This window comes from Psychrobacillus sp. PGGUH221 (assembly GCF_042055255.1).
Classification (GTDB): Bacteria; Bacillota; Bacilli; order Bacillales_A; family Planococcaceae; genus Psychrobacillus.
Genome location: NZ_JAQMHQ010000060.1, coordinates 1 through 255, shown reverse-complemented (window position 1 = coordinate 255; position 255 = coordinate 1). Strand labels below are relative to the sequence as shown.

Below are 255 nucleotides of genomic sequence, written 5' to 3'. Positions count from 1 at the left end.
CGGTTTTGTAAGGCTTATTTTACAGGTTGACAACATAAATTACCTTCGCCTTTTTCAAGAACAGACTTTAAGCTACTAAGAACGCCAGACCAAGCCATTTGATGCCATTGAAATGCATCTGTCCAACTTTCATCATCCTTAAATCCTGTATGGTGTACACAGACTTTTGTAGAGTTTTCATTAACTGATTCAAAACTTACTTTTACTATTGTTAGTTCATTTTCATTATTCATTATATCTTTAAACTGGTCTGGT

At 33.7% G+C, this 255-nt stretch carries 1 protein-coding gene; it reads right to left on the bottom strand.

Going from position 1 to position 255, the window contains the following annotated elements; translation table 11 throughout:
• Nucleotides 1–14: 14 nt before the first annotated feature.
• On the bottom strand, nt 15–255 hold a 241-nt coding region (locus PGC35_RS22250; RefSeq protein ID WP_375220734.1), incomplete at its 5' end, for an SRPBCC family protein.